The 21,361-nt window shown below is 31.3% G+C and carries 18 protein-coding genes; 12 read left to right on the top strand and 6 right to left on the bottom strand.

The genetic code is table 11. The annotated features are described in order from the left end of the window. Positions 1 to 4: 4 nt before the first annotated feature. The 3 genes from FHS04_RS04450 to FHS04_RS04440 are packed head-to-tail and all read left to right on the top strand — an operon-like array spanning position 5 to position 4,101. Positions 5 to 1,858: a family 43 glycosylhydrolase gene (locus FHS04_RS04450; RefSeq protein ID WP_106680321.1), complete on the top strand. Its 1,854-nt coding sequence runs from the start codon at positions 5 to 7 to the stop codon at positions 1,856 to 1,858. 2 nt (positions 1,859 to 1,860) lie between these two features. Further along, entirely contained in the window at positions 1,861 to 2,706 is an 846-nt protein-coding gene (locus tag FHS04_RS04445) for an endonuclease/exonuclease/phosphatase family protein (protein WP_106680323.1), read from the top strand. A gap of 15 nt (positions 2,707 to 2,721) precedes the next feature. Further along, a complete protein-coding gene (locus FHS04_RS04440) occupies positions 2,722 to 4,101 on the top strand; it encodes a sugar porter family MFS transporter (RefSeq protein ID WP_106680324.1) in 1,380 nt (459 codons plus the stop codon). A gap of 59 nt (positions 4,102 to 4,160) precedes the next feature. Here FHS04_RS04440 and FHS04_RS04435 read toward each other — a convergent pair whose 3' ends face one another. Next, positions 4,161 to 4,493 carry a single-stranded DNA-binding protein gene (locus tag FHS04_RS04435; RefSeq protein ID WP_106680326.1) on the bottom strand — a complete coding sequence of 111 codons (333 nt, stop codon included), beginning with the start codon at positions 4,491 to 4,493 and terminating at the stop codon, positions 4,161 to 4,163. Between the two features lie 177 nt (positions 4,494 to 4,670). On the opposite strand from FHS04_RS04435, the gene FHS04_RS04430 reads away from it, so the two are divergent. From FHS04_RS04430 to FHS04_RS04410, 5 genes are all read left to right on the top strand, one after another. Beyond that, a complete protein-coding gene (locus FHS04_RS04430) occupies positions 4,671 to 5,321 on the top strand; it encodes a fused MFS/spermidine synthase (protein WP_106680328.1) in 651 nt (216 codons plus the stop codon). 40 nt (positions 5,322 to 5,361) lie between these two features. Then, positions 5,362 to 5,898 carry a GNAT family N-acetyltransferase gene (locus FHS04_RS04425; protein ID WP_106680330.1) on the top strand — a complete coding sequence of 179 codons (537 nt, stop codon included), beginning with the start codon at positions 5,362 to 5,364 and terminating at the stop codon, positions 5,896 to 5,898. Then, positions 5,895 to 6,242: a hypothetical protein gene (locus FHS04_RS04420; protein WP_027879173.1), complete on the top strand. Its 348-nt coding sequence runs from the start codon at positions 5,895 to 5,897 to the stop codon at positions 6,240 to 6,242. The genes FHS04_RS04425 and FHS04_RS04420 overlap by 4 nt, the downstream gene beginning before the upstream one ends. 1 nt (position 6,243) lies before the next feature. Beyond that, positions 6,244 to 7,341, top strand: a complete 1,098-nt coding sequence (locus FHS04_RS04415) for a DUF2891 domain-containing protein (protein WP_106680332.1) — start codon at positions 6,244 to 6,246, stop codon at positions 7,339 to 7,341. A 62-nt stretch (positions 7,342 to 7,403) separates the two neighbouring features. Continuing rightward, positions 7,404 to 8,093 carry a hypothetical protein gene (locus FHS04_RS04410; RefSeq protein WP_106680334.1) on the top strand — a complete coding sequence of 230 codons (690 nt, stop codon included), beginning with the start codon at positions 7,404 to 7,406 and terminating at the stop codon, positions 8,091 to 8,093. Here FHS04_RS04410 and FHS04_RS04405 read toward each other — a convergent pair. Continuing rightward, positions 8,090 to 8,557 (bottom strand): CBS domain-containing protein, encoded by a 468-nt coding sequence (locus FHS04_RS04405; protein ID WP_027879176.1) that lies wholly within the window; start codon positions 8,555 to 8,557, stop codon positions 8,090 to 8,092. The two genes, FHS04_RS04410 and FHS04_RS04405, sit on opposite strands and share 4 nt — an antisense overlap. A 110-nt stretch (positions 8,558 to 8,667) precedes the next feature. Here FHS04_RS04405 and FHS04_RS04400 point away from each other — a divergent pair, with 110 nt between their 5' ends. Both FHS04_RS04400 and FHS04_RS04395 read left to right on the top strand, forming a co-directional pair. Continuing rightward, a complete protein-coding gene (locus FHS04_RS04400; protein WP_106680336.1) occupies positions 8,668 to 10,971 on the top strand; it encodes a M28 family peptidase in 2,304 nt (767 codons plus the stop codon). A gap of 78 nt (positions 10,972 to 11,049) precedes the next feature. Continuing rightward, on the top strand, positions 11,050 to 11,757 hold the full coding sequence (locus FHS04_RS04395) for a tetratricopeptide repeat protein (RefSeq protein WP_106680338.1): 708 nt from the start codon (positions 11,050 to 11,052) through the stop codon (positions 11,755 to 11,757). A gap of 69 nt (positions 11,758 to 11,826) precedes the next feature. Here FHS04_RS04395 and FHS04_RS04390 read toward each other — a convergent pair whose 3' ends face one another. The 4 genes from FHS04_RS04390 to FHS04_RS04375 all read right to left on the bottom strand — a co-directional run bounded on the left by FHS04_RS04390 (position 11,827) and on the right by FHS04_RS04375 (position 18,595). Then, complete coding sequence (locus FHS04_RS04390) at positions 11,827 to 13,932, bottom strand: M13 family metallopeptidase (protein ID WP_106680340.1); 2,106 nt, start codon at positions 13,930 to 13,932, stop codon at positions 11,827 to 11,829. Between the two features lie 101 nt (positions 13,933 to 14,033). Continuing rightward, the gene (locus FHS04_RS04385) at positions 14,034 to 17,474 is read right to left on the bottom strand and encodes a T9SS type A sorting domain-containing protein (RefSeq protein ID WP_106680342.1); all 3,441 of its coding nucleotides are present in this window, start codon (positions 17,472 to 17,474) and stop codon (positions 14,034 to 14,036) included. Between the two features lie 90 nt (positions 17,475 to 17,564). Next, positions 17,565 to 18,038: a nuclear transport factor 2 family protein gene (locus tag FHS04_RS04380; protein ID WP_244906297.1), complete on the bottom strand. Its 474-nt coding sequence runs from the start codon at positions 18,036 to 18,038 to the stop codon at positions 17,565 to 17,567. Between the two features lie 35 nt (positions 18,039 to 18,073). Further along, positions 18,074 to 18,595 (bottom strand): hypothetical protein, encoded by a 522-nt coding sequence (locus FHS04_RS04375; protein WP_106680346.1) that lies wholly within the window; start codon positions 18,593 to 18,595, stop codon positions 18,074 to 18,076. Between the two features lie 154 nt (positions 18,596 to 18,749). On the opposite strand from FHS04_RS04375, the gene FHS04_RS04370 reads away from it, so the two are divergent. Together FHS04_RS04370 and FHS04_RS04365 are read left to right on the top strand one after the other, a co-directional pair. Further along, positions 18,750 to 19,706: an NAD-dependent epimerase/dehydratase family protein gene (locus FHS04_RS04370; RefSeq protein WP_106680348.1), complete on the top strand. Its 957-nt coding sequence runs from the start codon at positions 18,750 to 18,752 to the stop codon at positions 19,704 to 19,706. A 269-nt stretch (positions 19,707 to 19,975) separates the two neighbouring features. Further along, positions 19,976 to 21,307, top strand: coding sequence for a vanadium-dependent haloperoxidase (locus tag FHS04_RS04365; protein WP_106680350.1), 1,332 nt, complete (start codon positions 19,976 to 19,978; stop codon positions 21,305 to 21,307). The last annotated feature ends 54 nt before the right edge of the window (positions 21,308 to 21,361 follow it).

Here is a 21,361-nt window from a genome sequence, read left to right as displayed (position 1 = left end):
ACAGATGAAATTAAAACATAGCATACAACTCGCATTCCTAATTATAGCAATGGTATCTTGTAAACAAAAACAAGAAAATACTATTGTTTCAGAAGATAATAAAACTGAAACAACAGTAATAGATACCACGCAAACCTACATCAATCCGTTAGATATTGATTATACCTATATGGTTTACAATTCTGCCAGAAACCAATCTTATCGTTCTGGTGCAGATCCGGCGGTTATAGAGTTTAAAGGCGAATATTATATGTTCGTCACGCGTTCGTTTGGCTATTGGCATTCCACAGATTTAGTTAACTGGAAATTTATCAAACCACAGCAATGGTTTTTTGAAGGCAGCAATGCACCAACAGCTTTCAATTATAAAGATTCCTTAGTTTATTTTGCTGGCGATCCTGCTGGTTACGGAAGTATTTTATATACCGACGATCCTAAAAAAGGATTATGGTCACCAACTGCATCTATTTCAAATAACATACAAGATTCTGAGTTGTTTATAGATGATGACGGTAAATCGTATTTGTATTGGGGAAGTTCTAACGTGCATCCTATTCGTGTAAAAATGTTGAATAAAGACGACCGTTTCTTAGAAACTGGTGTTAGAAAAGAGCTAATAAATTTAGATGAAGAAAAGCACGGTTGGGAACGTTTTGGTGAAAACAACTTTCATCCAACTTTAAAAGAAGGTTATATGGAAGGCGCGTCAATGACTAAACACAACGGAAAGTACTATTTACAATATGCAGCACCAGGTACGCAATTTAATGTCTATGCAGATGGTGTGTATGTTGGCGATTCGCCACTTGGACCTTTCACCTATATGAAAAATAATCCGATGAGTTTTAAACCTGGCGGATTTACCAATGGTGCAGGACACGGTATTACAGTAAAGCAAACCAACGGTCAATACTGGCATTTTGCGACGATGGCGTTGGCATCTAATGCGCAATGGGAACGTCGTTTATGCATGTTCCCTACCTATTTTGACGAAGACGGTTTAATGTACAGCAATACCTCTTATGGCGATTATCCACGTTATGGTGCTAATCACCCAACAAAAGCTGGCGAGCATAACGGTTGGATGCTGTTATCCTACAAAGGAAATGTAACGGTATCATCATCACTTCAACAAATAATGAAATTTACGTCTAATGATGATGAAGTTGAAGTGAAAGAAATTCCAACGGAAACCAATGCTGAAGGACAAATAACTTCAAAAGTTTTAACCGACGAAAACCCAAAAACCTTTTGGGTTGCCGAAGCTAATGATGATAAGCAATGGATCACAATAGAATTGTTAAATGAAGGAACTGTACACGCCATTCAGCTAAATTACCACGATCACGAAACAGGAATTTACACACGTGTTGAAGGATTAAAGCATCAATTTACTATTGAAACTTCAATAGATGGTAAAAATTGGAAAACAGTTGTAGATAGAAGTAAAACAGATATTGACGCACCAAACGCTTACCTAGTTTTAGACGAACCTGTAAAAGCAAAATACGTTAGATATAATAACATCAAAGTACCAGGAAACAACTTTGCCATGTCAGAAGTTAGAGTTTTTGGTTTAGGCTTAGGTGAAGCACCAAACAAGGTGTCTAACTTCAAAATTAATCGCGAAAAAGACCGTAGAGACATTTCATTCTCTTGGGATAAAGTTGAAGACGCGCAAGGGTATAACATACGTTGGGGGATTGCACCAGATAAATTGTATCAATCTTGGCAAGTATATGATACCAACACGCATTTTATGCGCTGTTTGGATAGAGATACACCGTATTATTTTACCATTGAAGCATATAATGAAAATGGTATTTCGGAACAAACTGAAACTATTTATGTAGAATAAAGATGAAAAATTTTATAACACTTTTAGTTGTTTTAACTTCATTTTCGGTCTTATCTCAAGACCTGAAAATAATGAGCTACAACATAAAATTAGATTACCCAAAAGAGGGCAAAAACAGTTGGACAAACCGTAAGCCATTCATGGTGAATCAAATCAAGTTTTATGAGCCTGATGTTTTAGGTGTTCAAGAAGCTATGCCAAATCAAATGAAAAATTTAGATAGTTTGTTGACAGATTACAGCTTTGTTGGTGTTGGTAGAGATGATGGTAAAAATGAAGGCGAGTTTTCTGCAATTTTTTATAAAAAGAAGGAGTTAAAAGTGCTTCAATCTTCAACATTTTGGTTGTCTGAAACTCCAGAGAAAGTAAGTATGGGTTGGGATGCAGTTTGTAACCGTATTTGTACTTATGCTTTATTTCAACATAAAAAAACAAAAGAAACGTTTTGGGTATTTAACACACATTTTGATCATGTAGGTGAAGTTGCTAGACAAAAAAGCGCGGCATTAATTCTTAATAAAATAAACACATTAAACACAAAAAACTATCCAGTTTTATTAATGGGAGATTTTAACTTAGAGCCTGATAGTAAACCTATACAAACAATCACATCTATTTTAGATGATAGTAAAAATATTGCCAAATTAGCATTTGGACCAGAAGGTAGTTTTAATGGATTTAATTTTGATAAAACTGTTAAAAGAAGGATAGATTATATTTTTGTATCAAAATCATCTATTTTAGTCAAAAAATATGCAGTTTTAAGTGATAATTGGGATTTAAAATATCCTTCAGATCATTTACCTGTTTTTATTACTTTTCAGTTTTTAAAAAAAGATACTAACTAACACTAATAGATTAAAATGAATAAAAAAGTTTTCTTATTACTAATCACAATAGTTTCTGCTTTAGGTGGATTACTATTTGGTTATGACACAGGAGTTATTAATGGCGCACAATTTTACTTAAGTAAGTATTTTGAATTAGACGCAGCTATGAAAGGTTGGGTTGTTGGTAGTGCCCTTTTAGGTTGTTTTGTAGGAGCAATTGTAGCTGGACCTTTAAGCATTAAACTAGGACGTAAGTATTCTTTAATTATCTCTGCAATACTATTTACAATTTCTGCATGGGGATCAGGTTTACCGTCATTTTTTGAAGAATCTGTAACCTTATTAGTAATTTTTAGAATTATTGGAGGTTTAGGTATTGGTATAGCTTCTATGAATGCACCTATGTATATTGCAGAAATAGCACCAAGTAACATTAGAGGTAAAATGGTTACTTATTACCAATTAGCCATAGTTGTTGGTTTTTTTGTAGTGTTTTTAGCAACCTATTTTATTGGAAATAATTTAACAGAAGCCGAAAATATAGATTTTGGTTGGCGACGTATGTTTTGGTCAGAATTAATCCCAAGTGGTTTATTTTTAATACTATTATTCTTTGTACCTAAAAGCCCACGTTGGTTAGCATTAAAAGGAAATGATAGTGCTGCGTTACAAATTTTAAATAAAATACATGGTGTAGAAGAAGCTAAAAAAGAAATTGTTGAAATAAAAAACTCTTTTGAAAAAACTGAAAATAAAGTAAAAGTTAATTATTTTTCTAAAGGGATTTTAGCTATAATAGTTATTGGTACAGCGTTATCTGTCTTACAACAATTTACAGGTATTAACGCTGTATTATATTATGGTGCAGATATTTTTGAAAAAGCTCTTGGGTTTGGTAAAGAAGATGTTTTAGCTCAACAAATATTATTAGCATTTGTAAATCTTGTATTCACCTTTATCGCTATGTTTACGGTAGATAAGTTTGGTAGAAAACCTTTATTGTATATTGGTTCTATAGGTATGATTCTAGGATTTTTACTTTTAGGAGTATCATTACAGCAAGATGCAGTAGGCTTTATATCTTTATTAGGAGTTTTAATTTTTATAGGCTCTTTTGCTATGTCTATGGGTCCAATTGTATGGGTTATTTTATCTGAAATGTTTCCTAATAAAATCCGTAGTGTAGCTATGTCTGTTGCTGTAGCAGCACAATGGGCTGCAAATTATTTAGTCTCTCAATCATTCCCTATGGTGATGGAAAGTGAAGCTAACAATAGCGCTCCTTGGAATGGATCAATGCCATACTTTATATTTATCGCGTTTATCCTAGTGATTATATTTTTAACTTATAAATTTATACCAGAGACTAAAGGAAAATCTTTAGAAGAAATTGAAGAATTCTGGAAAGAATAATAACAATAAAAAAGGCTCGCTTTAAGCGAGCCTTTTTTATTTGATATAATATCTAAATCTTATTTGCTGAGCATTAATAACTCGTTACATATTACTTCTGTAACATAACGTTTATTACCTTCTTTATCTTCCCAAGTACGGTTAGTTAATTTACCTTCTATAGCTATTTCTTGACCTTTAGTAACGTAATCTTCAACTACTTTTACTAAACCGTTTTTAACAACTATATTGTGCCAATACGCACGTTCTACTTTGTTACCATTTTTGTCTTTGTAGCTATCATCTGTTGCAAGACTAAATTTAGCCATTTTGTTTCCGTCGTTAAAGGTTACAATTTCTGGATCTTGTCCTAATCTACCAATCAACTGTACTTTGTTTTTTAATGCGTTCATAATTTTAATTTTTAATGTTAAACAGTTAATACTATCGAGTTCTTATGTTTCGACAGTGCAAAGATCAGACAGCTTGCAAATTTTATTCGGTTGTTACCTATTTAATGTCGAATGTAATCGTTTGTTGTCGTTTGTAAATGTTTTTTATTTGAAGCAAAAAAGCTACTTTTACCAGTAATGAAAAGACTTTTAAGCTACTTCTACCCGATTACTAAAAAAATAAAATCTAAGTATAGCGATACTTTAGAAATTACTTGGTACAACGGAAAAAAGCATTTAAATACTAAAAATGCTAACTATTCTTACGGTAGTTTACAGCAAATTTTGAAATTTGGATTAAAGCAAATCCAACTAAAAACCGTAGAGAATATTTTGGTTTTAGGTCTTGGTGGCGGAAGTGTTATTGAAACATTACGAAAAGATTTCAACTATAAAAAACAGATTTACGGAGTAGATATTGATCCTGTAGTTATTGATTTAGCTAAAGAAGAATTCAGCTTAAAAACAGATCAAAATCTTAAGATATTTTGTCAAGATGCTGTTGATTTTTTAGATGAAAATACATTGAATTTTGACCTCATCATCATAGACATTTTTATTGATACCAAAGTACCAAACTTTGTTTTAGCAAACAATTTTTGGACAGCAATTATAAAAACAGCTTCGGCTAAAAACCAAATCATTTTTAATGCTGCTTTACATGAAAATAACGACCAGAAGTTAGCTAGCATTATTTCAATTTTAAATCAAAACAAGTACAAAACTGAAACTTTAAATAGAGTAAATGGTACCAATACGATATTAATTGCAAAACGTAATCATTTGTAAACGAATAATTTTTGTAATTTACTGTCTTTAAATTTCAATTATGACCTTTAATATAGAAACCGAGCGTTTACTACTTCGCGAAATGCGTGACGAAGATCTTGATGGCTTATTTACTTTAGACAGTAATCCAAACGTACATAAATATTTAGGTAATAGACCAATAAAGACAAAAGCTGAAGCGCAAAAGGTTATAGACAGTGTAAAGCAACAATATAAAGAACGTGGCATTGGCAGATTTACAGTCGTAGAAAAAACTACGGGTAATTTTGTGGGTTGGTCTGGTTTACGACTCAACACCGAATATAATATGAATGGCTTCACAACATATTATGACATTGGCTACCGTTTAATTGAAGACTATTGGGGAAAAGGTTACGCTACCGAATCTGGTAAAGCTGCTGCTAAATATGCGTTTGAAGTTTTAAATTTAAAACGTCTTTATGCTACAACGCACATAGATAATCAAGCGTCACACAATGCATTATTAAAAATTGGTTTACATTATTTAAACGATTTTTATTTTCCGCAAGAAAAAATGACTTTACGTTGGTATAAAATTAATAATCCAAAACTATGAGTAAAACCTGTCCAGAATGTGGCGACAAAATAGTTGGAAGAATTGATAAAAAATTCTGTTCTGATGGTTGTCGTAATGCTTATAACAACAAATTAAACAAAGACGGAAAAAATTTAATTAGAAATATAAATAACCGTTTACGTAAAAATTGGCGCATATTAGAGGCTTTAAACCCTGATCAAAAAACAAAAACTACACGTACCAAATTAATAGAAAAAGGATTTGATTTTAACTACTTTACTAGCATTTATACCACCAAAGCAGGAACAATCTATTATTTTGTGTACGATCAAGGTTATTTACCTTTAGATAATGATTTTTACGCACTTGTAAAACGACAATAACATGAAATACACACTACTTTTTTTAGCGTTAATATTACTTAGCTGTAATAACAAAAGTCAACAAACTGATACTGAAACTGAAACTGTTCAAATAGTAAAACCTATTACCATTGATGCTAAAAAAGCAGATTACTTATATACGTTTGCTTACACCTGTATTGATCAAGAGTATCCAAACAAATTAGGTCAAGTTTTAGGAGACAGTACGTATTTAAAAACACCTAAAGAATTACATCCTACTTTTTATGGTTGTTTTGACTGGCATAGTGCTGTACATGGACATTGGACACTAGTTAACATACTTAACACGTACCCAGATTTTAAAGAAAAAGATGAAATTATAAAAAAACTACAAGCAACCATTTCTAAAGAAAATATTTTAAAAGAAATTGAATATTTTGATGATGTACATAACAAAACTTTTGAGCGTACTTACGGTTGGGCTTGGCTATTAAAATTAGCAAAAAGCTTAAAAGAATCTAATATTCCAGAATTAAAAGCATTAGATAAAAATTTAGAACCATTAACCCAATTAATCGAAAGTAAGTGTATTGAATTTTTTAAGAAATTAAATTATCCAATCCGTGTAGGAGAACATCCAAACACTGCTTTTGGAATGAGCTTTGCTTTAGATTATGCTGAAAATTACAGTCCAGAATTAGCTAAAGTTATTAAAGAAAGAGCTAAAGCATTCTATCAAAATGATAAAGGTTGTCCCATAAATTGGGAACCTGGCGGATTTGATTTTTTATCACCATGCCTAGAAGAAGCTACTTTGATGTTAAAAGTATTACCTAAAGAAGACTACTTAACATGGTTAGATCAATTTTTACCTGGTTTTAGAGAGCAACCATCGCAATACATATCTCCTGTTGAAGTTGTTGATAAAACTGATGGTAAAATGGCTCATTTAGATGGTTTAAACTTTAGTAGAACGTGGTGTTTATACCAAATAGGAAAAGCACTAGATAACAATAAAATGATTACGTTAGCTAATACGCATTTTAATGATAGTTATTCAAAAATGGATACTGGCGAATATGCTGGTGCACATTGGTTAGCTTCTTTTGCATTGCATGCTTTAAAAGCTGGCAAATAACTGTAACTAACATCTATAAAACGCTACTTATACAGTACAGTTAAACGCTTTTAATTATCATAATGGAAAAATCTATCATAATCATCATAATTGTTTCTGTTGTTGCTATAATTATTTTTTTAATCTACTATTTTAATCCAAAGACCATTATTTTACGTCGGCTTAAAAAATTACGTTTTAGTAAAATAGGTAGTTTACAAAATCATCATTATTCTAAAGTTGAAGGCAGTGCTCTTAACGTTAACCAACCTTTAATTGCTCCTTTAAGTCAACGCGAATGTGTGTTTTATCAAATTGTTATTGAAAAGAAAGTTAATAACGGAAAAAACTCACATTGGAAAACTATTGTTGACGAGGAGAAAATTCAAGATTTTTTTGTGGAACAAACTGGCGAAAGATTATTAATTTTCCCAAAGCAAAATCCTAAAAATTATTACGCCTATTTGGTTTCCGATAAAAAAGCAAATTCCGGAACATTTAATGATCCAACACCAGATTTTCAGTCACTTTTAGATAATTACGGCATAGAATCGACAGGACTTTTTGGGTTCAACAAACAATTACGTTACCGCGAATCTATTATAGAAGTTGGCGAGCGTATTACTGTTGCTGGTTACGTAAAATGGATTGAATTAGAACAGCCTGTTTCAGATTATAACTATTCTCGTGTAGCGACATTAGTGGCTAAAGACAAAAACAAGATTTTAATCACAGATGCTACAGAAGCTTTAAAACCAAAACACGATCGTTAAGGTTTCCAGTTATGTCCTTTTAATTGCATAGCCGCTTTTAAAATATCTTTTTGGCTTATTTGTCCAATTAATTTACCATCTTCAATAATAGGAAAACGTCTGCGTTTAGCACTTAAAAACTTGTTGGCGGCATCAAAAATATTTAGGTTACCGTCAATGGTTTCAACATTTTTTACCATATGGTTTTCTACATGACTATCTTGGGTTGGTGAGTTGTAGTATCTACTTTCACTAATTTGTTTAATGCAATCACCTTCAGAGATAATACCAATTAATTCATTGTTTTCATTCACCACTGGTCCACCTGAAATTTTGTGTTTAATTAAAATTTCTACAACTTCTTCAACACTTTGTGTAGGTTTAAAAGTAATTAAATCTTTAGTCATGTAATCTTTAACCTGTAAAGAGGTATCATCTACTTGCTGTTGTCCTTTTCTAGAACCTTCAAAACTTTTAATTCCCATAATTTTTAATTTTCGGTTTAACTAAAGTTACTTATTTTCAATCACTTATCCTAAAATATTTATACACGCAATTATTTCTTACTTTTATACTGCAAACTAAAACCTTCAAAATGTTTAAAAAACTAATTGCTATTCTTGTATTGTGCTTGGCTGTATATTTAAGCTTTGATGCACTTCTTCCTAATAAGATTTCAAATTTAGATACACCTTTATCACAATTCTCTACAGATAGAGCTTTGGTACATTTAGCAGAAATTTCTAAAGCACCTCATTACACAGGAAATAAAGAGAATGCGCGTGTTAGGCATTATATTATTTCTGAACTTGAAAAACTAGGTTTAATTACCGAAACTCAAGAAGGTTTTACCAATAGTCAATGGAATAACTTTACAAAACCTGTCAATATTTTAGCACGGATTAAAGGCGAAAGTAACAGCAAAGCTTTAATGCTGTTAACGCATTATGATAGTAACCCGCATTCGTCCATTGGTGCAAGTGATGCTGGTTCTGGTGTGGTTACTATTTTAGAAGGTTTGCGTGCGTATTTAGCTGAAGGAAACACACCTAAAAACGATATTATTGTTTGTATTACAGATGCTGAAGAACTAGGTTTAAATGGTGCCGAATTATTTGTAAATAAACATCCTTGGGCAAAAGATGTTGGTTTAGTTTTAAACTTTGAAGCTAGAGGAAGCGGCGGACCAAGTTATATGCTTATTGAAACTAATGGCGGAAATGCTAATTTAATGAAAGAATTTGTGGCTGCAAATCCAGAATATCCAGTAGCCAATAGTTTAGCATATAGTATTTACAAAATGCTGCCAAACGATACCGATTTAACCGTTTTTAGACGTGATGGTAATATTGAAGGTTTTAATTTTGCTTTTATCGATGATCATTTTGATTACCATACAGCTAATGACAATTACCAGCGTTTAGACCGAAATACATTAGAGCATCAAGGCACGTATTTAATGCCTTTATTAAAGCATTTTAGTCAAGCTAATCTAACAAACTTAAAAAGCACAGAAGATTATATTTATTTTAATGTCCCATTTTTTAAGACAGTTACTTATCCATTTAGTTGGATTATACCAATGTTAGTTATTGCTTTTGTAGCTTTTATTGCATTATTAATTTATGGATTTAAACAACGACAATTAAAAGGTAAAGAGATTGGTAAAGGATTTATTGCCTTTTTATTAAGCCTACTAATTTCAGGACTTGTTGGATTTTTTGGATGGAAATTAATCTTAACCATCTACCCAGAATATAACGAAATTTTACACGGTTTTACCTATAATGGTCATACCTATATCTGGTTTTTTGTATTACTAACATTAGCCATTAGTTTTTACGTTTACGGTAAAGTTTATAAGACGAATAATGTAAGTAGTTTACTTGTTGCACCATTATTTTTTTGGTTGCTAATTTGTGCTTTGACAGCTTTTGGTCTAAAAGGTGCTAGTTATTTTATTATCCCAGTATATTTTGGGTTAATAGCGCTTTTTGTCTTAATAAGACAACAAAAGCCTAGCCTTATTGTGTTGGCATTTTTATGCATACCTGTGTTATTTATCATGTCTCCATTAATAAAAATGTTTCCTGTTGGATTAGGGCTAAAAATATTATTTGTCACTGCTATATTATTGGTTCTAATATTTGGACTTTGTCTACCAGTTTTAGGCTTTTTAAAACATAAAAAAAGATGGAGTTATGGCTTTTTTACTTTAGCTATTATTAGCTTTTTTGTGGCGCATTTCAACTCGCAATTTACAGAGGATTCACCAAAACCAAATAGTTTAGTTTACGCGTTAGATGCAGATAAAAATACTGCTGTTTGGGCAACCTACGATAACACCTTAGATACGTATACCACTAATTTTTTAGGTGAAACTCCTGACAAAGCTAAAGCTTTTGGCAATAATACGTTTGGAAGTAAATACGGTACAGGTTTTAGTTATTCTAAATCTGCACCGATAAAAAATATATCTCAACCAAAAATTGAAATTTCCAACGACACTATAATTGGTAATTTACGATCATATAATATTTGCATTATTCCACAAAGACATGTTCAACGTATTGAGTTGTTTTCTGACACCACAAATGTGTTTAAAAATTTTAAAGTAAATGGTGTTAAGATTGAAAATAAATCTGAAGAAGACTCTGCTGTGTTTAACAATAGAAAAAGTAATAGATTATTCTGTTATTATGTAACAAATGACGAGCCTTTAGAGTTAGAAATTTCTGTACCAAAAAATCAAGAGACTAACATAGAACTTTATGAAGCATCAAATGATTTATTAGAAAATGAATTATTTAGTATTCCTAAAAGATCAAAAGATATGATCCCAAAACCTTTTGTGCTTAATGACGCTATTATTATTAAAAAGACAATTAGCTTAGAATAATTAACGCTTATTTCACTTATTTTAAGACCACTAAGCAAAATATTTTTTTAGTTTTGAGCCACAAAAATTTTTAACAAAATGAAACACATAATTTATTTATCTATTTTTTGCTTTAGCCTTAGTCTTACTGCTCAAAATAATGACGCTTTAATAAAGCATTACGAAGCGTATTACCAACAAATGCAAATGCAAGGTGACGTACAAGGTATTATTAATGCAATGACGCATTTAAACGTTTTAAAACCATCTGAAGCAAGAAAAGATACTTTAGCTTACATCTATCTTCAAAACAATAAATTTTCGCAAGCTTTAAATACTATTGGAATTGATAATAAAGATTCTGATTCTGATATTGCAATAGAAGTAAAAGCGGTAGCACTAAAAAACTTAGGTGAATTTGAAAGAGCAATTCCTTTTTACACTAAAATTTACAATAAAACAAAAAATGCTTTAGTGGCTTATGAAATTGCAGAACTTAACCTTAATATTAATAATCTAACACAAGCTAAAGCCTATATTAATTTAGGTATGCCTGGTATAAAAGAAAAACAAGGAAAAACCTACTACGAAACGCAACAACCTTACACAGTACCTTTAAAAGCAGCTTTTACCTATTTAGACGCATTAGTTAAATACAACCAAGATAAAGCAGCAAATATAGATTTAGCTATTAAAAAATTAGACGAAGCTTTAGCTTTAGCACCTAATTTTAATATGGCTAGTTTAGCTAAAAATGCTTTAACACAACAAAAAACACCAAAAACAGCTACCGAAACTAAAGAGTAGTTTTAAGTTGAAATTATAAAAAAAGCCTTCAGGTAACTGAAGGCTTTTTTATTTATAAATCTTTATCGATTACCAAATTCTAACTCGGTCTTCTGGAGCAATGTACATTTTGTCTCCTTCCTTAATATCAAAAGCTTTGTAAAAAGCATCTACATTAAGTAAAGGTTGTACAGCTCTTGTCATTCCTGGAGAGTGTGGATCTGTTTTAATTCTTGTTTTTAAAGCATCGTCACGCATTTTTGTACGCCATACTGTTGCCCAACTCATAAAGAAACGTTGTTCTGGTGTAAATCCATCTATAGTTTCTTCTGGTCTACCGTTTTGTTCGTAGCTTAATTGTAAAGCATCGTAAGCCGCTAAAACACCTCCTAAATCACCAATGTTTTCACCTAAAGTAAACTTACCATTGATTTTTGTATCAGGTAACACTTCAATTTCTGAATATTGATTTGCAAGGTCTTCACCTAAAGCTTCAAATTGTTTTAAATCTTCGTCTGTCCACCAATTGTTAAGATTTCCGTCTTTATCGTAACGCGCACCAGAATCGTCAAAACTATGAGAGATTTCATGACCAATTACTGCTCCTATTCCACCGTAATTTACAGCATCGTCTGCATTAAAATTATAGAAAGGTGGTTGTAAAATAGCTGCTGGAAAAACAATCTCGTTATAAGATGGATTGAAATATGCATTTACAATTTGAGGTGCCATGTACCACTCTGACTTATCAACTGGTTTGTCTAACTTATTAATATCTTCATTAAAGTTCCAAACTCTAGCGTTTAAAGAGTTTTGTAAGTAAGATCCGCCTTCTTCTACACTTTTAACTTCTAAATCAGAATAATCTTTCCATTTGTCTGGATACGCAATTTTAACTTTAGTCGCTTTTAGTTTTTCGATAGCTTTTTGTTTTGTTTCTGGACTCATCCAGTCAAGCTTTTCTATACGTTTTTCAAAAGCAAGAATCACGTTTTTAATCATTTTCTCTGCTTTTTCTTTAGCTTCTGGCGGAAACTTTTTATCTACATATAATTTACCTAAAGCTTCTCCTAAAGTTCCGTTTAAAGCTGCTAAAGCACGCTCTTCTCTTGGTCGCTGTGCTTTTGCACCGTTAAGTTCTTTTCCGTAAAACTCCCAATTAGCAGTTTCGATATCTGTACTTAAGTAGCCTGCAGCACTTCTAAATGTATTCCATTTTAAGTAGGCTTTCCAGTTATCTACATTATTATCTGCTAATACTTCGTGTAATCTTTTAAAATAACCTAAATCGCCAACAATTACGGTATCTAAATCTTTTAAGCCTACACCAGCAAAGAATTTTTTCCAGTCTACTTCTGGAACCATTTCTTGTACTTGCTCTATAGATCTTGGATTGTAACGTTTACGAGCATCACGTCTATCTACTTTATCCATTTTAGCTTCTTCAAGACGCGTCTCAAAAGCTAATATTTGTTCTGCTTGTTCTTTTGCTTCTTCTTCTGAGTCTCCTAAAAACTGTAACATTCTAGTAATGTGTGCTACATACTTTTCTCTTTTTTCTTTAGAATCTGCATCATCTTTTACATAATAATCTCTGTCTGGTAAACCTGTACTACCACCACCTAAATAAGCTACATTACGGTCACTATCTTTAGGATCTGCACCAACACCTACACCATATAAACCACCGCCACCAGCTGGCTCCATCTCTATCATATAGTTTTGTAAGTCTTCAATGTTATTTATTGCTTCTACTTTAGCTAAATATGGTTTTACTGGCTCTAAACCTGCTTTATTACGACCTACAGTATCCATAATAGTTTGGTAGTAAAACACTGCTTTTTCTTGATCTGAACCTGGTACAACTTGGATACCTTTTAAGTCCTTATCATTAGACATAGCCTCTTTTAAGATTGCTAAAGCATCTTCGTCTGTTTTTTTTCTTAACTCGTTAAAACTACCCCATACTGTTCTATCTGCAGGAATCTCGTTAGTGTCTAACCACTTTCCGTTTACGAATCTAAAAAAGTCTTCGCTAGGCTTTACAGAAGTATCCATATACTCTGTATTTATACCAGGCAAAACTTCTACTTGAGCTGTTTCCATCTCTTCAGCTTTTTTTTCTTCTTTACAACCAAGAAGAAAAACACCGCCTAAAGCACTCAATAATGCTAAATTTTTAAAGTTGAATTTCATTGTTATAAGTATTGACTATGTTAGTTATTACGCGACTCAAGATATAAAAAAAGCGCCTGACATAAGTTTGAAAGGCGCTTTTTTTAAGTTTATATTAACTTTTATTTAACGATTAACTTTTTAATTGTTGTTGTTGTTGAAGTTTTAATACTTAAAACATAAACACCTGAAGAATAATCACTTAAATCTATTTTGTAATTATTGTCTTGAATATTTACGTTTTGTTGATTAAATATTTCTTTACCTGTTATATCTATTACTGATATGCTTAATTGCTGAACGCTATCAGTCTTTAAATTAAATATACCTGTAGAAGGGTTTGGATATACTTTAAATGTTTCACTATTAAAAGTTTCTGTACTTAAAGATATACCAGATATAATTGGATTATCTATGATCACGCCTTCTTCGTTAACAACTTGATCTGAATGAAATACGAATCTGTACATAAAGTTAGTCTCCGTACCAAACGCAGATAAATTATAAGTATAGTGTGTCATAGTTGTATTTTCACCAGTCCATTGTCCTCCTGGACAATTATAACAAGTTCCATTTTCTCCTGATGTTAGTCCATTATTATACCAGTTTACATCTGTACTTGATCCAAGCAAACTCCACGTTGCACCTTGATCTAAAGAGTATTCTACATAAACAATATCCCAATCTTGTTCTAATTCAAAAGCCATATCAAATTCTAACGTTGGTGATGACACTGTTGTTAAATCAAAACATTCTGATACTAAATAACTTTTTGTATTGTCTGCATAATCACCATTTAAATTAGTACCATATACATTTGTACTGTTTACAGAGCTATTTAAGGTTGTGCCATTTGCCAAACCTCTTTGCCAGTATTGATTTGTAGTACCTTCGTCATAAACTAATAATACTTCTTCAGGTGTTTCAAAAGTATTAACTACAAGTGTTGCTCCAGACGCGTTTGCTTTTATGTATGAAGTTTCTGAGTTATTATTTTCAGCAAAAGCATCATTATTTATTGTAGATGACACGTTAAATGAATGTGTTCCTTTTGACAATGTAAATGAAGGTAAAGTTACTGTTACAGAAGTTTCTGATGCTAATGTACCGGTCCAAGTAAACATATTAGGTGTGCCATCTATATTATAAGTTAAGTCGATAGATGTAATCGTATTTTGTCCGTTATTAAAAAGCTCTACTTGTGGTGCTAAATTTGCGTTACATTCAATTGTTTGTCCTATTCCAGAAACCGAAACTAATTTAACGTCATCCTGAGGTAACTCATAAGGAATACTTGATTGCCAAATACCTCTTCCATATGTTGCTGCTGTAATGTTATTATCTATTAGATTAATTTCTATATCTCTTACAGATACGTTTGGTAAATTATTATTAAATAATTCCCACATTAAAGTATCATCATCATACCTGTATACACCTAAACTAGTTCCTAAAAACAAAGGGTTTTTAGTATGTAATGCCTGATGTTTAATGCTGTTTTTTGTCACATTTGGTAAGCCTGTTGAGATACTTGTAAAATTAATCCCTCCATCTACAGATTTATAAACTTGACCTGCAACACCAGATGTTGTAACATAAATAATATTGTTATCTGTATTATTAACTTCTATAGAAGTAATATTTGAAGAAAACGAATAAGTAAAATTAAATGTTACACCATTATCTGTACTTTTATATAATGAAGAATTAGTACCTACGTAAATATTATTAGGATTAATTTCGTCTATTTCTAAAACATCTATATTAGTTCCAAAAGAAGGTGAAACTGTTACCCAACTTCCACCTTGTAATTTGTAAAGGCTATTATAACCTGAAAATAATTCGCCATTAGCACTCATTGTTAAAGGAGTTATCCAGTTACCACTTTCTCCTGCAGGAGCACTTACATTACCTGTTAGTGAAGCACCTGCGTTTGTAGAATAATACAATCCTCCTCCATTTTGTGTAAAACCATAATATAAGTTAGAGTTATTAGGGTCTATTGCAGTATCCATACCATCTGCACCATAATAGTTTTGCCATTGTCCATTAGAAAAAGCGTGTCCACCGTTATCTTGTAAACCTCCAACCATTTTACTTGAAGATTGTTTTGATACAGATATACGGTAAAACTGACTTATTTGCATACCTGCAGTAAGGTCTGTAAAACTTGTACCTCCGTTACTTGATTTATAAAAACCTCCATCTGTTCCTGCAAACAATTCTCCGTCAAAAAATCTTAAAAAATGAATATCTGCATGTGTATAAGAACTAGAAAAAGGAGAACTCCAATTATTTATTTTAGTAAAAGTTGCTCCACTATCTGTAGTTTTCCAGATATTAAGTACTCCAGTATACACTTCGTTTTCATTAGTATCTGATACAGTCATTGCCATATCATACCAAGCTTGTGGAGATTCAAATATATCTCCGACAGTAAGAGATGAAGCTACGTTTGTGAAAGAATTAGCAGAATCTGATGATTTATATAACCCTAAAAAGTTATACGAATTATCTGCTGCTAACGCATAGACAACATTTGGATTAGCAGGAGTTACATCTATTACATATCTAGAAACGCCGTTATTAGGTAAGCCACTTGAAACTAAACTAAAGCTTTCTCCGCCATTAGTTGATTTATAAATTCTGCTACTAGAAGCTGCATAAATAATGTCTGGGTTTGTTGGATGTATTTTTATGTCTTTAATATTTAATCCAGCTGTACCATTACTTCCTCCTAAAGAGTTTTGATTAGACCAAGTCACACCAGCATCTGTAGTTTTAAAAACACCACTATTAGTTGCTACCCATAAGATATTAGAGTTAGATGGATGCATGTATATGTCATTCATAGAGCTTGGTGAGTTAGCAGGATTTAAACCTGTAGTATTCCATGTTTGACCACCATCTGTAGACTTCATAACACCAACACTATAAGAATCTCCTGCATCATCATCTCCTGTTGCTATGTAAATAATATTAGAATTATTGACATCTACCGCAATTCCTGAAACACCTATTTGAGGTAAATTATCGGTTGTTGTATTCCATGTTAAACCAGCATCTGTAGATTTCCATATACCTCCAGCAGGTGCTCCTACATAAAATGTTGATGGATTATTTGGATCTTTAACGATAACATTAACTCGTCCTTGACCAGAAGACCAAGAACCGGTATTGGTGTGTGTAAATGGACCTATTGGCATCCAATTACTTTCATCTATTAGAATATTACTACTACGTAAGTTTTGAGATTGATTTTGTACTAATTGATAGGTATTCCATAATTCTTCCGAAGTAGGTAAAGTCCCGTCTTCTTTTACAAAGTTAGACCAATACGCTTCCCATCTTTTAAATGGTTTATATCCACTTCCCTTTTGATTTTTATCGTGTGTTAACCAATAATTATTGAAAGCATCTACAATTTGTTGAAATTTTAAAGGATTGTCACTTGACCTGTTGGATGTATTTAACATTTTCATCCAAGGAGCGCTTTCGTTAAATTGTGCTTGGATAGAAACTGAAAGTAATAATGTAAATACAAAAAGTAATACTCTTTTCATTTAACTTATTTTTAAAACAAAAATATAAGATTTTATTTAAAAACCTGACAAACAGATAAAAAAATAAGCTAAAATCCAAAAAACGATTTTTTATTCGGTTTTTAGTTTAAGCTTTTGCTTTAACAAACTATCTGTGTTTTTTTTGATATTTACGACATTTTTAACTTTTGGGTTTGGAATTGTAATAGATAAAACATAATGCTTTATTTTCCATCCATTTTCAGTTAATACAACAACACCAGATCCTCTGCATAGTCCCATTTGCGTATCTAAAATTTCGTCAAACCAAGCTAGATTTTTGTTACTATCTAAATAAATGTTACGTTCTAAAGAAGTAAAGCTCCAAGCCTTTCCTTTATCAAAATAAGGTTTAGAAAACTCTTTAAATTCTTCTAAATGCCAATTTTCAGTAGCGTCTGTACCAATAAATACAGCATCTTCTGTCATTAATTTAAAATAAGAATCAAAGTCTGCATTTGCAGCTGCTTCATGCCAAGCATCTATTGTTTTATAAATTGATTTTTTTGTTTTAGTATCGTTTTGGCTTAGTAATGTGCATGACATTAACATCAAAAATATTAGAGCATAATGTTTCATAACTAATAAGGTCTTTCTATATTTTGACTATCTTTTTCTAGCTTTTTATTAATCTGTAAGTTAAGGTTAGAAAAAGCAACAAAAACTTCTTTTGTTGCAAAAAGAATATCCTTTTTATCTATAAAATCAAGGCTATTTACATCTTTTAGATTTAACAATTTTGTTTTAAAAGCTAAAACTCTTGCTTCTATAGACTGTGTTTTAATACTTGGTGGAATAGTTTGTTCTAAATCTTTTATGGCTGTTGAAAAAACTTCAATATCTGTATTAAAAAAAGAATAATCTGCTTGCTTTAAACTTTGAACAGCATCCGATAAAGTTTGATAAGCTTGCCATGTAGGCATTATTGAATTTGTTTTGGCGTCCAACCCAATATCTACATAATTTATTTTATTAATATCCTCTTTTTTTATATTTAAAGAGTCAGATTGTTGACTTTGTTCTGCGACTAAAGATTGATCTGTTTTATCTTTACAACTAACAGATAAAGCACACAAAAGCAAGATGATAAATAGATGTTTCATAACTTAAAATATATCTAAAAACAAATATATAAGATACTAGTTTTAAACCTTAATTTTTAACTAATCTTTTATTCTAACTTTTAGCATTTATTTATTGAAATATCTTTAAAATTGTTCTTACTTTTGAGCTGAAATTTGCATAATCCTTTAATAAATGAGCGAAAAAATATTAATTATCGGGGCTTGTGGCCAAATAGGATCTGAGCTAACTTATAAACTGAGAGAAATTTATGGCAATAAAAACGTTATTGCTAGTGATATTAATTACAATAACGTAGACTTAGTTAATTCTGGTACTTTTGAAATTATTGATGCTATGGATTATGCATCACTTAAAATTTGTTGCGAAAAACACAACATAGATACCGTTTACTTAATGGCTGCAATTTTAAGTGCAACAGGAGAAAAATACCCTATGAAAGCTTGGGATTTGAATATGCAATCTCTTTTTCATGTTTTAAATCTTGCAAAAGGCAAAGCCATAAAAAAAATCTTTTGGCCTTCAAGTATTGCCGTTTTTGGACCTACTACTCCTAAAAATAACACTCCACAAAGAACCGTAATGGAACCAACAACTGTTTATGGTATTACAAAACAAGTAGGAGAACGTTGGTGCGAATATTATCACGAAAAGTATAATGTAGATGTAAGAAGTATAAGATATCCAGGTTTGATAAGTTGGAAGACCTTACCTGGAGGCGGCACAACAGATTATGCTGTAGAAATCTATCATGAAGCATTAAAAAAAGAATCTTATGAATGTTTTTTAAGTGAAAAAACAGCACTACCAATGATGTATATGGATGATGCTATTGATGCAACGGTTAAATTAATGACTGCTAAAGAAGAAGATGTAAAAATCAGATCCTCTTATAACCTAGCCGGAATTAGTTTTACTCCAGATGAAATTGCTAATTCTATAAGAAAGGAAATTCCAAATTTCAAGATATCTTACCAACCTGATTTTAGGCAATCAATTGCAGATACTTGGCCAAGTAGTATAGACGACACTGAAGCACAACAAGACTGGAATTGGAAACATAAGTTTGATCTAGATGCTATTACAAAAGAGATGCTAACTAATCTTAAAGAAAAAAATAAGACTAGTTAATCAATTAAAGTAATAAAACTCTTTAATACTTTATAGTATTTTTAAAGACAACAAAAAGCTTCTTGAGTTAATTCAAGGAGCTTTTTTATTTTATTATAATAATCAAAATTCCTAACTAATTACATAATCACAATAAAAATGTTAACATATTTAATTAAAAATAAATACTAACACAAAAAACAACAATAAAACAATTTTTTTAATAAAAATTGTAAGAAACATATATTTCATTTATTTTGCTTAACGCTAAAAATTAAATAGCCATTTTAATGAAATATTCTCTGAAAATTTTAATAACAGTTAGCTTAACTTTATTCTTATGTAGCTGTAAAACAAAAAGCAACAAACAGATAATTATTGCACCAGAACAATACCATGCTTCTGTAAATAAAATAATAGATATTATGATACATGATATCTTTTCTCCTCCTGTAGCAAGTAGAGTTTTTGTGTATCCAAATATTGCTGCATATGAAATTTTAGCACAAGACAACCCTAAACTTTTAACTTTAGATAAAAAGCTTAATCAATTTACAACAATACCAAAGGTTAACACTACAGAAGGTGTAAACTTAAAATTAGCAGCACTAATAGCTCATCTTGAAATTAGTAAAAAACTAATTTTTTCTGAAGATAAATTAGATCATTATAAAGATAGCTTGTACACAGAGTGGAAAAAAATTAACAAAGAAGAATTTACTATTACAAAAAACTATTCTGATAAAGTAATTGGTCATATCACTGAGTGGATGAATAAAGATAATTACAAGGAAACTAGGACTATGCCAAAGTTTACTGTAGATATGGAAGACCCATCAAGATGGCAACCAACACCACCTAGTTATATGGATGGAGTAGAACCACATTGGAACAAAATAAGACCTTTTATATTAGACTCTGCATCACAATTTAAACCTATTCCTCCACCAGAGTTTTCACTTAAAAAAGATTCAAAATTTTATCAAGAAGTATTAGAAGTTTATAATGTAAGTCAAGAAATAACAAAAAAAGGAGATAATACTGAAGAAATTGAAATTGCTCAGTTTTGGGACTGTAATCCTTTCGTATCTGTAACTAGAGGTCATTTTATGTTTGCTACAAAAAAAATATCTCCAGGCGCACATTGGATTTTAATTTCTCAAATTGCCTCTAAAAAAACAAAGTCTAGTTTTGAGGAGACAGTAAACACATATACAAAAACATCTATCGCAATAGCAGATGCTTTTATTAGTTGTTGGGACGAAAAATATAGAAGTAACCTTATTCGTCCAGAAACAGTAATAAACCAACACATTGATCCAGATTGGTTACCTATTTTACAAACACCACCTTTTCCGGAGTATGTTAGTGGCCATTCAGTAGTTTCTGGATCCGCATCGGTTGTTTTAACCAAACTATTTGGTGATAACTTTGCTTTTAACGATACTTCAGAAATTCCTTACGGTTTACCGCCAAGAAATTTTAAATCTTTTTATGATGCATCAGCAGAAGCAGCTTTAAGTAGACTTTATGGCGGTATTCATTATAGAGCTGCTATTGATAATGGTTTAGATCAAGGTAAATCTGTTGGTCATTTTGTAGCCAATAAACTTGGACTTTAAGAAACTCAACTTTAAACAAGAAAATATTAAAAATTGACAACAAAAAAACCCGAT

The organism is Mesoflavibacter zeaxanthinifaciens subsp. sabulilitoris (assembly GCF_014191595.1).
GTDB lineage: Bacteria > Bacteroidota > Bacteroidia > Flavobacteriales > Flavobacteriaceae > Mesoflavibacter > Mesoflavibacter zeaxanthinifaciens.
The sequence above is the reverse complement of the archived record's forward strand: the minus strand, read 5'-3'. Positions and strand labels throughout refer to the sequence as shown.

Excerpts from the sequence above, each read along its gene's own strand:
- FHS04_RS04450 (WP_106680321.1), top strand. The coding sequence starts at position 5 with ATGAAATTAAAACATAGCATACAACTCGCATTCCTAATTATAGCAATG.
- FHS04_RS04445 (WP_106680323.1), top strand. The coding sequence starts at position 1,861 with ATGAAAAATTTTATAACACTTTTAGTTGTTTTAACTTCATTTTCGGTC.
- FHS04_RS04440 (WP_106680324.1), top strand. The coding sequence starts at position 2,722 with ATGAATAAAAAAGTTTTCTTATTACTAATCACAATAGTTTCTGCTTTA.
- FHS04_RS04435 (WP_106680326.1), bottom strand. The coding sequence starts at position 4,493 with ATGAACGCATTAAAAAACAAAGTACAGTTGATTGGTAGATTAGGACAA.
- FHS04_RS04430 (WP_106680328.1), top strand. The coding sequence starts at position 4,671 with ATGAAAAGACTTTTAAGCTACTTCTACCCGATTACTAAAAAAATAAAA.
- FHS04_RS04425 (WP_106680330.1), top strand. The coding sequence starts at position 5,362 with ATGACCTTTAATATAGAAACCGAGCGTTTACTACTTCGCGAAATGCGT.
- FHS04_RS04420 (WP_027879173.1), top strand. The coding sequence starts at position 5,895 with ATGAGTAAAACCTGTCCAGAATGTGGCGACAAAATAGTTGGAAGAATT.
- FHS04_RS04415 (WP_106680332.1), top strand. The coding sequence starts at position 6,244 with ATGAAATACACACTACTTTTTTTAGCGTTAATATTACTTAGCTGTAAT.
- FHS04_RS04410 (WP_106680334.1), top strand. The coding sequence starts at position 7,404 with ATGGAAAAATCTATCATAATCATCATAATTGTTTCTGTTGTTGCTATA.
- FHS04_RS04405 (WP_027879176.1), bottom strand. The coding sequence starts at position 8,557 with ATGGGAATTAAAAGTTTTGAAGGTTCTAGAAAAGGACAACAGCAAGTA.
- FHS04_RS04400 (WP_106680336.1), top strand. The coding sequence starts at position 8,668 with ATGTTTAAAAAACTAATTGCTATTCTTGTATTGTGCTTGGCTGTATAT.
- FHS04_RS04395 (WP_106680338.1), top strand. The coding sequence starts at position 11,050 with ATGAAACACATAATTTATTTATCTATTTTTTGCTTTAGCCTTAGTCTT.
- FHS04_RS04390 (WP_106680340.1), bottom strand. The coding sequence starts at position 13,932 with ATGAAATTCAACTTTAAAAATTTAGCATTATTGAGTGCTTTAGGCGGT.
- FHS04_RS04385 (WP_106680342.1), bottom strand. The coding sequence starts at position 17,474 with ATGAAAAGAGTATTACTTTTTGTATTTACATTATTACTTTCAGTTTCT.
- FHS04_RS04380 (WP_244906297.1), bottom strand. The coding sequence starts at position 18,038 with ATGTCATGCACATTACTAAGCCAAAACGATACTAAAACAAAAAAATCA.
- FHS04_RS04375 (WP_106680346.1), bottom strand. The coding sequence starts at position 18,595 with ATGAAACATCTATTTATCATCTTGCTTTTGTGTGCTTTATCTGTTAGT.
- FHS04_RS04370 (WP_106680348.1), top strand. The coding sequence starts at position 18,750 with ATGAGCGAAAAAATATTAATTATCGGGGCTTGTGGCCAAATAGGATCT.
- FHS04_RS04365 (WP_106680350.1), top strand. The coding sequence starts at position 19,976 with ATGAAATATTCTCTGAAAATTTTAATAACAGTTAGCTTAACTTTATTC.